The organism is Pseudomonas lutea (assembly GCF_000759445.1).
Lineage (GTDB): Bacteria > Pseudomonadota > Gammaproteobacteria > Pseudomonadales > Pseudomonadaceae > Aquipseudomonas > Aquipseudomonas lutea.
This window is the reverse complement of the sequence record NZ_JRMB01000001.1, coordinates 2,212,546-2,226,182: the sequence shown is the minus strand read 5'-3', so window position 1 is coordinate 2,226,182 and position 13,637 is coordinate 2,212,546. Positions and strand designations below refer to the sequence as shown.

The window sequence follows — 13,637 nt, the reverse complement described above, 5'->3', positions numbered from 1 at the left end:
TCAGCCGTAGGATCGAGTGGGACCGGCTTCAGCCGGGAAGCCGCCCGCACTGAATCGCTGTCAGATCAATAAGCCGCAACCAACCCATCCTTCCTCGGGTCTGTTCCTCCGACGTAACCATGGGCCGTGCGCTGGATGATCTGCGCGCCACCAAAGGCGAATACACCGCTCGGGTCTTCGATTTCCACGTCATGGCCTTTGGCGCGCAGCGCTTCGATGACCTGCGGATCAAACGACCGCTCCACCGCGACCTTCAGGCCGGACTCGATCCGCCACCGCGGCGCATCGGCGGCGGCCTGCGGGTTCTGCTTATAACGCAGAATGCGCAGCATCATCTGCAGATGCCCCTGCGCCTGCATCGGGCCGCCCATCAGGCCGAACGACATCAGCGGCGTGCCGTCGGCGTTCATTACAAAGCCCGGAATGATGGTGTGGAATGGCCGCTTGCCTGGCGCAACGGTGTTGACGTGATCAGGGTCCAGGGTGAAACCCGCGCCGCGATTCTGCAGGCTGATGCCCGTGCCCGGCACCACTACGCCGGAACCGAAACCCATGTAGTTCGACTGGATAAACGAGACCATCATGCCGCTCTCGTCAGCCGCCGAAAGATACACGGTGCCGCCAGGCTTCGGCGCGCCGTGCAGTGGGTCCTGCGCCTGCTCGCCGACCAGCGCCGCGCGGTCACGCAGGTAAGCCGGGTCGAGCATGTGCTCGGCGGCGACGCGCATGTGGTCGTTGTCCGTCACGTGCTGATTGAGGTCGGCCAGCGCCAGCTTCATCGCCTCCAGCACCGGGTGCACGGTTTCAGCGCTGTCCACGGGCTGGTCGCCAACGCCCAGCGCTTCGAGCATGCCCAACCCCGCGAGCGTGGCGATGCCCTGGCCATTGGGTGGCAGCTCGTGGACCATCGCGCCGGCGTACGGCACCGACAGGGTGTCGATCCAGTCCACGCGATGGTTCGCCAGGTCATCAAGGCTCATGACGCTGCCATTGGCATTGGCGTGGTTGATCATCGCCTCCGCCAGCTCGCCGCGATAGAACGCCTCACCCTTGGTTTGAGCAATCAGCTCCAGCGTTTTCGCGTGGTCCCTGAGCGCGACCTTTTCGCCAGCCTTCGGCGCCTTGCCGCCCTGCAAAAAGCACTCGGCAAAACCCGGTTGATCCTTGAGCAACGCCGCACCCCGACGCCACAATTCGGCGATGATCGGCGTGACCTGATAACCGTCGCGCGCATAGCTAATCGCCGGGGCCGCAAGCGTGGCGAAGGGCAGCTTGCCGTAGCGTTCGGACAACGCGACCCAGGCCGATACCGCGCCCGGCACCGTGACCGAAGGCCAACCGCGCTGGGGCATTTCCTGCTGACCGGCGAAGTACTCGGGGGTCCAGCCCTGGGGCGAACGACCGGATGCGTTCAAGCCTTGCAGGGTCTTGCCGTCCCAAACGATGGCAAAGGCATCGCTGCCGATGCCGCAACCGGTGGGTTCGACCACGGTCAGCACCATGGCGGCGGCGATGGCGGCATCAACGGCGTTGCCGCCCTGACGCAGCATGTCCAGCCCTGCCTGTGCGGCCAGCGGTTGCGAGCAGGCGACCATGTTGTTGCCCATTACCGGCGAGCGGGCGGACGCGTAAGGTTGGCTGTAATCCAGATCATCGAACATGCAGTCGTCTCTTCTTGGCAGTTGATCGGTAGTAAGGGCGCAGCTTTCGAGCCGGTGGGCATCGAAGCCTTCAGCTTTTCGGATCGAGGGCGTCACGCAGCCCGTCACCCAGCAGGTTGAAGCACAACACCGTGATATAGATCGCCACGCCTGGGGCGATGGACATCCACGGCGCCTGCTCCATGAAGTTCTTCGCCGTGTTGAGCATCGAACCCCAGGACGGCGAGGGCGGTTGCTGACCCAGGCCGAGAAACGACAGGCTCGCTTCCGCCAGGATCGCCGAGGCGATGGTCAGGGTCGCTTGCACCACCAGCGGCGACAACACGTTGGGCAGGACGTAGCGCAGGATGATCCAGCGATCCGGCAGGCCGATGGCGCGGGCGCCTTCCAGGTAATCTTCGTGACGGATCGCCAGCACCTGGCCGCGGGTCAGTCGCGCGAAAATCGGCATCGCCGACAGCCCGATGGCGATCATCGCGTTGGTCAGGCTCGGGCCGAGAAACGCGCCCAAGGCAATGGCCAGCACCAGAAAAGGACATGACAGCAGCGCTTCCATGATGCGAGAAATAACCGCATCCAGCTTGCCACCGAAGTACCCGGCCAACAGGCCCAACGGCACGCCGATGACCATGGCGATTGCTACCGAAACGCCGCCGGCCAGCAATGAACTGCGCGCCCCCCAGAGCAGGCGCGAAAACAGGTCACGGCCCAGCTCATCCGTGCCTAGCCAGTAGATCAGCGAAGGCGCCTTGCGCACGGCGAGGAAGTTGGCCTTGAGCGGGTCATGGGGCGCGATCCACGGCGCCAGTAACGCCGCAAGAACGAACAGGATCAGCACGGCCGCGCCGACCACCGCGCCCTTGTTGGCGAGAAACTTCTTCACGAACGGCGAACGCGTGCGGGGTTTAAGCGACTCTTTTGGAGCCACAACAGGATGGGCCAGCGAAGTCATCAGGCAGTCCTCAGGCGCGGATTGATCAGGCGATACAGCACGTCGGCCAGCAAATTGAGCAGCAGAAAACCGATCGCCACGCACAGCACCACGCCTTGCACCACGGCGTAATCGCGATTGAACACAGCATCAACGATCATCTTGCCGAAGCCCGGAATGCTGAACACTTGCTCGGTCAACACCGCACCGCCGAGCAATTCGCCAAACAGCAGCGTGGTCAGCGTGACGATGGGCATCAGCGCATTGCGCAGGGCGTGCTTCAAAATCACCGTGCGCGGGAACAGACCCTTGGCCCGCGCAGTGCGCACGTAATCGGCGCGCAGCACTTCGAGCATCGCGCTGCGGGTATGGCGCATCAGCACGCCTGACAACCCGGCGCCCAGCACAAAGGCCGGCAGGATCAGGGTTTTCAGGTTCTGCCCGACGTCTTCACCCAGCGGCACGAAGCCCGAGGCCGGAAGCCATTGCAGTTTCACGGCGAAGATCATGATCAGCAGAATGCCCAGCCAGAAGTGCGGAATGGAGATCCCCGACAGGGCGAACACGTTGGCGGCGTAGTCCACCGACGTGCCCTTGCGCACCGCCGAAATCACCCCGGTTGGAATGCCGATCACCAGCGCAATGATCAGCGCCAGCACTGCCAGCTCGATGGTCACCGGCAGCTTCGACGCCAACAATACGGTCACCGGTTGCTCGGTGCGCAATGACGTGCCGAAATCGCCTTGCAGGACGTTGCCGACCCAGTGCACGTATTGCAGCGGCAGCGGGTCGTTGAGCCGGTATTTCTCGCGCAAGTATTCCATGACCGCAGGGTCGCGCTCCTCGCCCGCCATGGCCTGCACCGGGTCACCCGGCAACAGCTTTTGCAGGGTGAAGACGAACAGCGAAACCAGAATCAGCGTCGGAATGGCACTGAGCAGGCGTCGCAGGATGAATGTCAGCATGACGAGTCCTCGCGGCCGAAGCGGTTATCCACGCGTGCCGTTGTCATTTGAAAGCGACGTTGTTCAGGCGAATCAAACCATCGGGGTTGGGCACGAAACCGGTGAGGTTGCTGCGCATGGCGATGATTCGCGGATCGAAGTACAGGTAGCTGGTAGGCACGTCTTCGGCCAGCAGGCGCAGGGCCTCGAAATAAAGCGCCTGACGCTGGGCCTGATCGTTCACAGTGCGGGCCTTGTTCAGCAGCTCGTCGAGTTTCGGGTCGCAGAAATGGCCGTCGTTCTGGCCGCCCTTGCAGGTCACGAACTGATGGATATCGCCGTCCGGGTCCGGGCGGCCCGACCAGGCGCTCATGCCGATCTGAAAGTTGCCCGCCTGTTGCTCGCTGAGCAGCGTGGCGTATTCAGTCGCGATCAGATTGACCTTGAAGCCGGCTTCCTCAGCCATCGCCTGAATGATCTGGCCGACCTGCTGGGCGATAGGGTTGTTGGCCACCTTCAGTTCGACGCTGACCGGGGTTTTGACGCCGGCTTCGGCAAGCAGCTTCTTGCTGGCCTCGACATCGCGGGTCGGCAGCGGCAGGTCCTTGTCGTAATACGGGCTGTTTTTCGGGAACGGCTGGGCGCTCGGGGCGTACAGGCCTTCAAACACCACCTGATTGATCGCGTCGCGGTCGATGGCCAGTTCGAAGGCCTTGCGCACGCGCTTGTCCTTCCCCAGCGGATTGTTGGCCTTGTCGCCGTTATTGGTGTTGTACATCAGCTGCATGTAGCCCAGCCCCGGCGTGCTGAACACCTGCACATGGCTGTCGGCTTTGGCGGTCTTGACGTCGGTGGGTGCGACGCGTTCGATGATGTCCAGATCGCCGGAACGCAGGTTGGCCAGGCGCACGGAGGTGTCAGGAATCGGCAGGAAAATCACTTTGTCGAAGTGGTAGGCCTGCTTGTTCCAGTAATTGTCGAAGCGCTCCAGTACGATGCGATCCTGCTGCACGCGCTGCACGAACTTGTACGGCCCGGAACACACCGGTTTCGAGGCCACGTCGGTTGCAGAGGCCTTTGGCGCGAGCATCATCCCGGCGCGGTCCGACAGCTGCGAGATCAGCGTTGCGTCGGGTTGCTTGACCTTGATCGCCACGGTCTTCGCATCAATCACGTCCACGCTTTCCACCGAGGCCAGCTCACTTTTGCGCAGCGAATCGGGGAGGGTGCGCGCGCGGTCGAGGTTGAATTTCACGGCGGCGGCGTCGAACACCTCGCCGTCGTGGAAGGTCACGCCGTCGCGCAGGGTCATGGTCAGCGTCTTGCCGTCTTCGCTCCAGTTCCAGGCCGTGGCCAGTTGCGGCACAAAGGTCAGGTCGGGATTGACGTCCACCAGCTTGTCGCACAGCGCGGTGTAGACCAGGCGCCCGGAGTAGGTGCGCGAGCGGTGCGGGTCGAGCATGTCAGGGTCATCCTGAATGCCGATGCGCAGGGTGGTTTCGGCGACAGCCGCATTCGCAGCGAGCAGCAACAACGTGGTTGTCATCAGGTGGGCGAACTTCATGGCTGACTCTCCAGAGAAAGGGCTTGATGGCTTTTGAACAGATTGAGGCGTTGGCTATAGGCGGCGCTGGGCGCCGGTACGATCAGCGAACCGGCGCCGGCATTGGCGATTTCGCGCCAGAAGTGGCAGGCCACCTGGCGGCCCGGCTCGACCGTTTCAAACACCGGCTTCACCTCGCGGCACAGCGCTTTGGCATGCGGACAACGGGTGTGAAAACGGCAGCCGGACGGCGGCTTGCTCGGGCTTGGCATGTCGCCGCCGAGCAGCGGCCGCGGGCGACGTAAATCGGGGTGGCTGACCGGCACGGCGGCCATCAGCGCCTGGGTGTAGGGATGAAAAGGCGTTTCGAACAACGCGTTGACCGGCGCCAGCTCGACGATCTCGCCCAGGTACATCACCGCCACGCGATCACTCATGTGACGGATCACCGCCAGGCCGTGGGCGACGATCAACAGGGTCAGGCCGAATTGATGCTTGAGGTCTTCCAACAGGTTGACCACCTGCGCCTGCACCGAGACGTCCAGCGCGGAGACCGGTTCGTCGCCCAGAATCAGCCGTGGCTCCGACGCCAGCGCGCGGGCAATGCCGATGCGCTGACGCTGACCACCGGAAAACTCATGGGGGAAACGACTGCCGTGCTCAGGCGCCAGGCCGACCGTGCGCAGTAGCTCGGCGACTTTGTCCTGGCGTGCGCTGCGGCTGTCGTCACGGTGCAGCCAGATCGGCTCGCCGATGATTGATTCGACGCTCATGCGCGGATTCAGCGAGGCGAATGGGTCTTGGAAAATGATCTGCAAATCGCGGCGCACTTGGCGCAGCTTGTCAGCGGGCAGGTTGCCCAGATTGCGACCTTCATAAATCACGTCGCCCGCAGTGGGCTTGAGCAGGTTCAGGAGGACCCGGCCCAACGTCGATTTGCCCGAGCCCGATTCACCCACCAAGGCCAGGGTTTCGCCCCGACGCACCGCCAGCGAGACTTCATTGACAGCTTGTACGGGCGGCTTTTTGCGCTGCAGGAACCCGGCTTCGCTGTAGAAGTGCTTGCTGACTACGATGCTTTCAAGAATCGGCTTCTCAACCACAGCCGCCGGGAGCCCGGCCTGGATCATGTTCTCGACTGGACCGCTCATGCGCTGACTCCCACGTGCTGTTCGAGTGGCGCGCGGATGCACGCAGCGAAATGCCCGGCTGAGATCTCCAGCAAGGGCGGGCGTGCTTCGCGGCAGGCGGCGATCACGAATGGGCAACGGCTGGCAAAGCGGCAACCCGTGGGCATTTCGGCCGGGGTGGGCACGCGGCCGTTGATAGTCGCCAGACGACCTTCCCGCGGACCGACCGAAGGCATCGAGCCCATTAAACCGATGGTGTACGGGTGCTGCGGGTCGTCGAAGAGGGTTTTCACCGAGCCGCTTTCCACCACGCGTCCGGCGTACATCACCATGACCTCGTCGGCCACCTCGGCGACAACGCCCAGGTCGTGGGTGATGAGGATCATCGAGGTGCCGGTTTCGGCCTGAAGGCTGGCGACCAGCGAGAGAATTTGCGCCTGTATGGTCACGTCCAGCGCGGTGGTGGGTTCGTCGGCGATGATCAGCGCCGGGTCGTTGGCCAGCGCCATGGCGATCATCGCGCGCTGGCGCATGCCGCCGGACAGCTCGTGAGGGTAGGCGTCGAGGCGCTGAACCGCGTCGGGCACACGGACCTTCTCCAGCATCTGTAATGCGCGCTGGCGGGCGGCGCTGGCGGACAGCCCCTGATGGCGGGTCACGCTCTCGGCGATCTGATCGCCAATGGTGAACACCGGGTTGAGCGAGGTCATCGGCTCCTGAAAGATCATCGCCATGCGGTTGCCACGCACGTCCAGCAGGCGCTCATCGGACATGCCCAGCAACGCTTCGCCCAGCAGGCTGGAAGCGCTGGCCTGGACGGTCGCGGTGTCGGGGAGCAGGCCCATAAGCGCCATGGACGTCACGCTTTTGCCGCAGCCAGACTCCCCGACGATGGCCAGGGTTTTGCCCGGCTGGATGGCGAACGACACGCCGTCGACCACATTGGCCGGCGCATCCTTGAAGCGCACGGTCAGGTCGCTGACGCTCAATACCGATTCATTTCTCTCGTGTGAAGCGCTCATACGCTGGCCTCAAGGTCTTGCTGGATAACGTGATCGAGCGCTTGCTGCAGCGCCCGCAGATGCCCGCGCATGGCGGTGGCGGCCTTGGCCGGATCGCGGCTTTCAATGGCGCCGACGATGTCGTGGTGATCGTGGCTGTAGGTGCTCAGGCGGTCGGTGTTGCGGGCGCGCTGACGCAGATCGCGCCACGCCGGGTCCAGGCGGATCGCGTCGAGCATTTCAAAGATGTCCAGCATCAGGCGGTTGCCAGCGGCTTCGGCGATGGCGCGGTGCAAGGCGCTGTCCCACAACTCGATGCCTTCGGCGTCGGGTTCGCTGGCGTGTTGCTGGTGGGTGGTGCGCTCGGTCAGGCGCCGCAGGATTGCCATCTGCTCACCGCTGGCGCGCAGGGCAGCCAGCGAGGCCAGCGCCGGCTCCAGATAGATGCGCGCTTCCATGACTTCGCTGAAATTGGTTCGGCTCGACAGCTTGGCAAAGCTCATCGCCGCGCTCGGCGGGGTAGGGCCGACAAACGTACCTTTGCCCTGCCTGCGCCAGATATGCCCTTCGGCTTCAAGCACCGCCAGCGCGCGGCGAATGGCGCGGCGGCTGACGCCGAAATCCACCGCCAGGTCGCGCTCGGTCGGCAGTGGCCGCTGCGGAAACGCTGCTTGCTGGGCGACCATCTGGCGCAGCGCGTCGAGGGCCATCTTCGACGATGTGTCGTGCGTTGCGTCGGTGTCGATGCTGTCCATCTGCGTCCCTCGTCACGGGGTAAACCGGAGGCCGGGCGCTTGATCAAGCAAGGCCTGGCTAATGAGGACGAGTGCAATAGCGATGCCAATGAAAATTGGTTCACGGGCAAGGTCCGATGGCCGGGCTTGCGGCCAGGCGTGATCCCGCCGCAGCGGGCCAATCGGCAATGGTTCGGGAGTCTGGTTCGCGGGGAACGGCGGGATTGGTTCAGGCAGTAAGCGAACCAATTTCAGAGGCGGCGCCGACAGGGCGCCTGTTTATGGTTCGGGTGCGTTATTAGAGGGCGCCGAATGCAGAGCTCAGCGCTCAGCGCGGCGCTGTGGGAGTGTGGGGATTGCGCTCTTTGCTGATTGCCCATTGTGGTCCAGCACACGCTGGCCACTGTGGGAGTGAGCTTGCTCGCGAAGACGGCAGTTCAATCCATAAACGTGTAGTGGATGTACTGGCCTCTTCGCGAGCAAGCTCGCACCCACAAGTGCCTTACTTGAATCCAGGCAGCCAGGTGTCAGGGGGGCATCCCTGGTCTTGTGCTGGCATCAATCCCACTGCGGCGCGAGGCTCGCCGGGCTGGTCAGGCGATGACCGCGGTCGAGCTGGGCAATCTGTGCCATGTCGTCGTCGCTCAGTTTGAGGTCCACGGCTTTGAGGTTGCTTTCCAGGTTCTCGCGCTTGGTCGACGATGGGATCACCGCATAACCGAGCTGCATGGCCCAGGCCAGCGTCACTTGTGCAGGGGTTGCGTGGTGGCGCTGGGCGATCTGGCCGATCACCGGGTCCTTCAACACTTCTCCGTAGGCCAGCGTCATGTACGAGGTGATCTTGATGCCGTGCTGTTTGGCGAATTCGGCCACCGTGCGATTTTGCAGGTACGGGTGCAACTCGATCTGGTTGGTGGCGATGTTTTCGGCACCGACCGCCGCGATGGCTTCTCCCATCAGCGCAACGGTGAAGTTGGAAATGCCGATTTCGCGGGTTAGGCCCTGCTGCTTGGCTTCCAGCAGCGCGCCCATGAATTCGGCGACGGGCACCTGGCCTTTGGGCGACGGCCAGTGGATCAGCGTCAGGTCAACGTGATCGGTCTTGAGCTTGGCCAGGCTCTCCTTGAGGCTCGTGATCAGTTTGTCCGCGGCGAAGTTGTCGGTCCAGATCTTGGTGGTGATGTAAAGCTCGTCACGCGGCACACCGCTCTGCTCGATGGCCTGACCGACTTCGGCTTCGTTGCCATAGATTTGTGCGGTGTCGATGACCCGATAGCCCAGCTCCAGGCCGGTGCTGACGGAGTCGATGACGACCTGATCTTTGAGGCGGAACGTGCCGAGGCCAAATGCGGGAACAGTCATAGGGGACTCCATGGTTCTGGTGGAAAAGGAAACGGATCGGATGCCCAGTATCCCGTGCCGGACGGCGGCGAAAAACCGCGGCGCAGGCACGGGACTTTTGCCGGGCGATCATCAATGCCATGGAGTTTGGGGCAGCGCTTGATCGCGATCGTTCAGTGGAATGTCGTGAGTGCAGCGCCTGAACCACCGCATTCGCGGGCAAGCGCGCTCCTACACCGGGTGCTGCGTTGGCCGATTTATTAAGGCAGGACACGGACCTGTAGAGCCGGCTTGCTGGCGAACGCGGTAGATCAGGCGAAATGGATGACACAGGCAAATCGCATTCGCGGGCAAGCGCGCTCCTACGCCGGGTGTTGCGTTGGCCCATTTATCAAGGCAGGACACGGACCTGTAAGACCCGGCTTGCTGGCGAACGCGGTGGGTCAGGCGAAATGGATGACACCGGCAGATCGCATTCGCGGGCAAGCGCGCTCCTACACCGGGTGCTGCGTTGGTCGATTTATCAAGGCAGGACACGGACCTGTAGGAGCCGGCTTGCTGGCGAATGCGATGGATCAGGCGAAATGGATGACACAGGCAAATCGCATTCGCCGGGAGCCGCGCTCATACACCGGGTGCTGCGTTGGCCGATTTATCAAGGCAGGACACGGACCTGTATGGGCCGGCTTGCTGGCGAACGCGATGGGTTAGGCGAAATGGATGACACAGGCAGATCGCATTCGCCGGGAACCGCGCTCCTACACCGGGTGCTGCGTTGGCCGATATATCAAGGCAGGACACGGACCTGTAGGAGCCGGCTTGCTGGCGAACGCGATGGGTTAGGCGAAATGGATGACACAGGCAGATCGCGTTCGCCGGGAACCGTCAAAATTGATCCGGCAGGCGTAAAAGCGGGCGCAGAGCCAAGCGGTGCAGTGAGCATGCTGCTTTCCCGAGGACAGAAACATGCGCCCACTCCAAGCCTGCGCCCGGTAGCGTTGTACTGAACCTGTGCTGAACCACCATGTGCCGTTTAATCCACCGGTTCGGGGTACAGCGGCTTGGAACGCTGCATGATGCTGGCGTAGTCGTAAACGTACTGACGGCCCGCGTGACTGGTCATACGCAGGCGGTCGATCAGTTGTCGCTCTTTCTTGTTCAGGTATCTCAACCCCTGGTGGTCACTGGACTTGAGGCGATCACGTTCATGGGCGTCAGGGAAAGTGATGACGTTCGTCATGAAATATCTCCTTGGTTAAATCCGTGTCCCCGGCTCCGTATTCCGGGATTCACCGTTTATCGTGCGACAACGCACCTTACCCACAAAAAGTCGGACGCTACAACCCTGCAAATGATCAGTGGATCACAGGATCTGCGTGATCTCGAAGGATTGGCGGCTGCCGTTGACCACCACCTGCACCTCGTCCCCGTCGAGCTTGCCGAGCAGGTTCTGGCCCAGAGGCGCGCGCGGGGTGATCACGGTAATCGACTGCTCCTCGACGCTGACTCTGAGCCCCGCCGCGTCTGGTGCAAGAAACAAAAGCTGCTGCGTACCGTTGTCTGCCTGAAGGGCGATAAGGTCGCCGGTCTGAATGCCACGCTGTTCGTCGAAAGGCTTCAGCACAAGCTGGCGACACAGGTTCAGTGACTGGCGAATTTCCTCCACCCGGCGCGCCTGACCCGCAGCCAGGTACGAGGCCTCCAGCCCGAGCGTGTCGTACTTGTTCTCGGCGATGTTCTCTTCGTGGGTCGCGGTTTCGTAAGCGGTCTGCGCGGCGCGTACGGCCACGTCGAGATCGACCTGCAGCCGTTCGACGATGCACTGCAGGACTGCTGACTTGTTCAGGGGCATGGGTTGACTCGACAAGGGGTTCTATCCGCAGAACTGATAAACGCTCGCGCGGCTTTTCTCGCTCGGAGCGGTCTGGTTTTGCTGCATCCAGAACTGGCACTTTGGCCCGTTGAAGCTGCGCTGGCGTTCCGCCTGTTCGGCCGCCTGCGACTGACGGGCCTCGCTGTCGCGCAGCATCTGTTGGTACTGGTCGAACATCGGGTTGGCGCTCTCGGGCTTTGGCTTGGCCGACGGCGGGTTGGCCAACTGGGCGGCCGCGTCATTCAACGCTTGCGTCTGGCTGGCGGGGAGAAGGGCGTAGATCAGCCACAGGGTCAGTAGCACGGCCATGAACCCTAGCCAAATGCCAGCAGCAATCGACGCGATCAGCTTGAGCGGGCGCAGCGTGACGGACAATTCGCGGTGCTTGACGTACATGACAGACTCCAGACTTGTATGCAGGTGGCCAGCGGTGACGGCGATTGTCGCACGGCCGGGGCTGGTGGTTCTGCGTCCTGATGAAGGACAATCGGTTTTTTTGAACATCCTCAGGGAGCCCGGATGAAAGCCTCTTGGGATATTTTCTGCAGCGTTGTCGATAATTTCGGCGACGTCGGCGTGACCTTTCGCCTGGCCCGACAACTGGTCGCCGAGCACGACCTGAACGTGCGCCTCTGGATTGACGATCTGAATGCCTTTGCGCGGCTGCGTCCGGGCGCTGATCCTTTGGCCGACGAGCAAATCAGCGACGGCGTGACCGTTTGCCGCTGGCCCAAAGAATGGCGGCCCGTGGAGCTGCCTGAAGTGGTCGTCGAAGCCTTCGCCTGTCGCCTGCCAGCGGAATACATTCAGGCCATGGAGGCGTGTGAACATCGCCCGCTCTGGTTCAACCTCGAATACCTCAGCGCTGAAGACTGGGTATCGGGATGCCACGGTTTGCCGTCGATCCAGTCCTCGGGCGTGCGCAAATATTTCTTTTTCCCAGGCTTCACCGACAAGACCGGCGGGTTGCTGCGTGAGGCGGGGCTGATCGAGCAACGCCACGCCTTTGAGTCAGACCCTGCCGAACGAGGGGCCTTCCTTCAGTGCTTGAACATCCTGCCCCACACCGATGCGCGGCTGATCTCGCTGTTTGCCTACGAGCACGCCGGGCTTGGGAGCTGGCTGGACTGCCTGGCGCAGGCCGAGCGTCAGACCCACTTGCTGGTGCCCGAAGGACGCATCCTCGGCGATGTGCAGCGGTGGTTGGGAACGCAGGCATTAAGTGCCGGCGCGGTGCACGCGCGCAACAACCTGACAATCCAGGTGCTGCCCTTCGTGCGTCAGGAAGATTACGACCGGCTGCTCTGGTGTTGCGATTTCAACGTGGTGCGCGGGGAGGATTCCTTCGTCCGCGCACAATGGGCCGGCCGCCCGCTGATCTGGCACATCTACGAGCAGGACGATGACGCCCATTGGGCCAAGCTGGATGCGTTTCTGGAGTTGTACGGGGTCGGGCTTTCGGAGGGGGCTCAGCAAGCGCTGACTCAGGTCTGGCGCAACTGGAATGCTGGCGAGGACATGGCACAAGGCTGGATTGCTCTGGAGCGGCACGCCGCCGAATTGGCCGCGCATGCCCGCCGCTGGTGTCTGGAACAGGCCTTGCAGGAGGATCTGACGACTGCGCTGGTAAGGTTTTACCGAAATTGGATATGATACGCGGCCTTGTATTAAGCCCTGTACGAAAAGTGGCTTTTCGTACAGGGCTTAGAAAGAACTTTCATCCAAATTCGGATACTCGTAATGAAAACTGGTAAAGAGCTTAAACCCGGTACCGTGATCAAGCTGGAAAACGACCCTTGGCTGGTTCAGAAAGCTGAATTCACCAAGTCGGGCCGTAACAGCGCGATCATGAAGACCAAGCTGAAAAACCTGCTGACCGGCTACAAGACTGAAATCGTCTACAGCGCCGACGACAAGCTGGAAGACGTGATCCTGGACCGTAAGGAAGCCACGCTGTCTTTCATCAGCGGCGACACTTACACGTTCATGGACACCACTGACTACACCATGTACGAGCTGAACGCTGAAGACATCGAAGCCGTTCTGCCGTTCGTGGAAGAAGGCATGACCGACGTCTGCGAAGCGATCTTCTTCGAAGACCGTCTGGTATCCGTAGAGCTGCCGACCACCATCGTTCGTACCGTCGACTACACCGAAGGTTCGGCTCGTGGCGACACCTCGGGCAAAGTGATGAAGCCAGCCAAACTGGCCAACGGCACCGAGCTGCAGGTTGCTGACTTCATCGAAATCGGTGACAAGATCGAAATCGACACCCGTGAAGGCGGTTCCTACAAAGGCCGTGCGAAATAAGCACCGCTTTTGTAATGCCGGTGATGTGATGCCGGAACAGAAAAGCCCGACCCTCGAGTCGGGCTTTTTTGTGACTGCTGTCTGGACACTGTTCAGATGCTCGCGCCGCACTGAACAAACGCACGAAGTGCTTATTACGTCAATCCTGCAGGAGCCGGCGTGCTGGCGA

The 13,637-nt window shown here is 62.1% G+C and carries 13 protein-coding genes; 2 read left to right on the top strand and 11 right to left on the bottom strand.

Annotation, left to right across the window (positions count from 1 at the left end):
• Positions 1-65: 65 nt before the first annotated feature.
• From LT42_RS09555 to LT42_RS09505, 11 genes are all read right to left on the bottom strand, one after another.
• Positions 66-1,661, bottom strand: coding sequence for a gamma-glutamyltransferase family protein (locus tag LT42_RS09555; protein ID WP_037011868.1), 1,596 nt, complete (start codon positions 1,659-1,661; stop codon positions 66-68).
• A 70-nt stretch (positions 1,662-1,731) separates the two neighbouring features.
• On the bottom strand, positions 1,732-2,613 hold the full coding sequence (locus LT42_RS09550) for an ABC transporter permease (protein ID WP_037011867.1): 882 nt from the start codon (positions 2,611-2,613) through the stop codon (positions 1,732-1,734).
• Positions 2,613-3,557 (bottom strand): ABC transporter permease, encoded by a 945-nt coding sequence (locus tag LT42_RS09545; RefSeq protein ID WP_037011865.1) that lies wholly within the window; start codon positions 3,555-3,557, stop codon positions 2,613-2,615. The genes LT42_RS09550 and LT42_RS09545 overlap by 1 nt, the downstream gene beginning before the upstream one ends.
• 43 nt (positions 3,558-3,600) lie before the next feature.
• Entirely contained in the window at positions 3,601-5,100 is a 1,500-nt protein-coding gene (locus LT42_RS09540) for an ABC transporter substrate-binding protein (protein WP_037011863.1), read from the bottom strand.
• Entirely contained in the window at positions 5,097-6,230 is a 1,134-nt protein-coding gene (locus LT42_RS09535) for an ABC transporter ATP-binding protein (RefSeq protein ID WP_052075208.1), read from the bottom strand. The genes LT42_RS09540 and LT42_RS09535 overlap by 4 nt, the downstream gene beginning before the upstream one ends.
• Complete coding sequence (locus LT42_RS09530; RefSeq protein WP_037011861.1) at positions 6,227-7,231, bottom strand: ABC transporter ATP-binding protein; 1,005 nt, start codon at positions 7,229-7,231, stop codon at positions 6,227-6,229. The genes LT42_RS09535 and LT42_RS09530 overlap by 4 nt, the downstream gene beginning before the upstream one ends.
• A complete protein-coding gene (locus tag LT42_RS09525) occupies positions 7,228-7,965 on the bottom strand; it encodes a FadR/GntR family transcriptional regulator (protein WP_037011859.1) in 738 nt (245 codons plus the stop codon). Before LT42_RS09525 ends, LT42_RS09530 begins: the two co-directional genes overlap by 4 nt.
• 537 nt (positions 7,966-8,502) lie before the next feature.
• The gene (gene dkgB / locus LT42_RS09520) at positions 8,503-9,306 is read right to left on the bottom strand and encodes a 2,5-didehydrogluconate reductase DkgB (RefSeq protein WP_037011857.1); all 804 of its coding nucleotides are present in this window, start codon (positions 9,304-9,306) and stop codon (positions 8,503-8,505) included.
• A 1,012-nt stretch (positions 9,307-10,318) separates the two neighbouring features.
• Entirely contained in the window at positions 10,319-10,525 is a 207-nt protein-coding gene (locus LT42_RS09515) for a hypothetical protein (RefSeq protein ID WP_037011855.1), read from the bottom strand.
• 123 nt (positions 10,526-10,648) lie between these two features.
• Entirely contained in the window at positions 10,649-11,131 is a 483-nt protein-coding gene (locus LT42_RS09510; protein ID WP_037013177.1) for a GreA/GreB family elongation factor, read from the bottom strand.
• Between the two features lie 27 nt (positions 11,132-11,158).
• Positions 11,159-11,554 carry a hypothetical protein gene (locus LT42_RS09505; protein WP_037011853.1) on the bottom strand — a complete coding sequence of 132 codons (396 nt, stop codon included), beginning with the start codon at positions 11,552-11,554 and terminating at the stop codon, positions 11,159-11,161.
• Positions 11,555-11,677: 123 nt separating this feature from the next.
• On the opposite strand from LT42_RS09505, the gene earP reads away from it, so the two are divergent.
• On the top strand, positions 11,678-12,811 hold the full coding sequence (earP, locus tag LT42_RS09500) for an elongation factor P maturation arginine rhamnosyltransferase EarP (protein WP_037011851.1): 1,134 nt from the start codon (positions 11,678-11,680) through the stop codon (positions 12,809-12,811).
• Positions 12,812-12,898: 87 nt separating this feature from the next.
• Complete coding sequence (locus tag LT42_RS09495; protein ID WP_037011849.1) at positions 12,899-13,468, top strand: elongation factor P; 570 nt, start codon at positions 12,899-12,901, stop codon at positions 13,466-13,468.
• Positions 13,469-13,637: the final 169 nt, after the last annotated feature.